Origin of the sequence: Brucella sp. TWI559 (genome assembly GCF_039674265.1) — a bacterium.
In the GTDB taxonomy this organism is placed as follows: Bacteria; Pseudomonadota; Alphaproteobacteria; order Rhizobiales; family Rhizobiaceae; genus Brucella; species Brucella chromiisoli.
This window is the reverse complement of record NZ_JBDJNE010000088.1, coordinates 1-271: the sequence shown is the minus strand read 5'-3', so window position 1 is coordinate 271 and position 271 is coordinate 1. Positions and strand designations below refer to the sequence as shown.

Sequence of the window (271 nt, the reverse complement as noted above, 5' to 3'; positions counted from 1 at the left end):
GCAGCGTGCCGCCTTCTTTGATGCATTCTATGAGCCCCTCAGCCTGTGAACAATCAGCGGCCTTTCCACCTCTGTCAGGCGAAGATTGATCGGACGGCCTTCTGCATCAACGATCGCGTGGATTTTGCTTGTGAGGCCGCCACGGGAACGTCCCATGCAGCCATCGTCGGCATCCCCTTTTTTCCTGTGGCTCCGTGCTGGTGAACGCGGACACAGGTACTGTCGATCATCACAATATCACCGTCATAGGCTTGAGAGACGGCCTCCAGCA

1 pseudogene is annotated in these 271 nt (G+C 56.8%); it reads right to left on the bottom strand.

Annotated elements, in window-relative coordinates:
* Positions 1-271 (bottom strand): annotated as a pseudogene (locus tag ABE530_RS19745) (transposase); the annotation flags it as partial.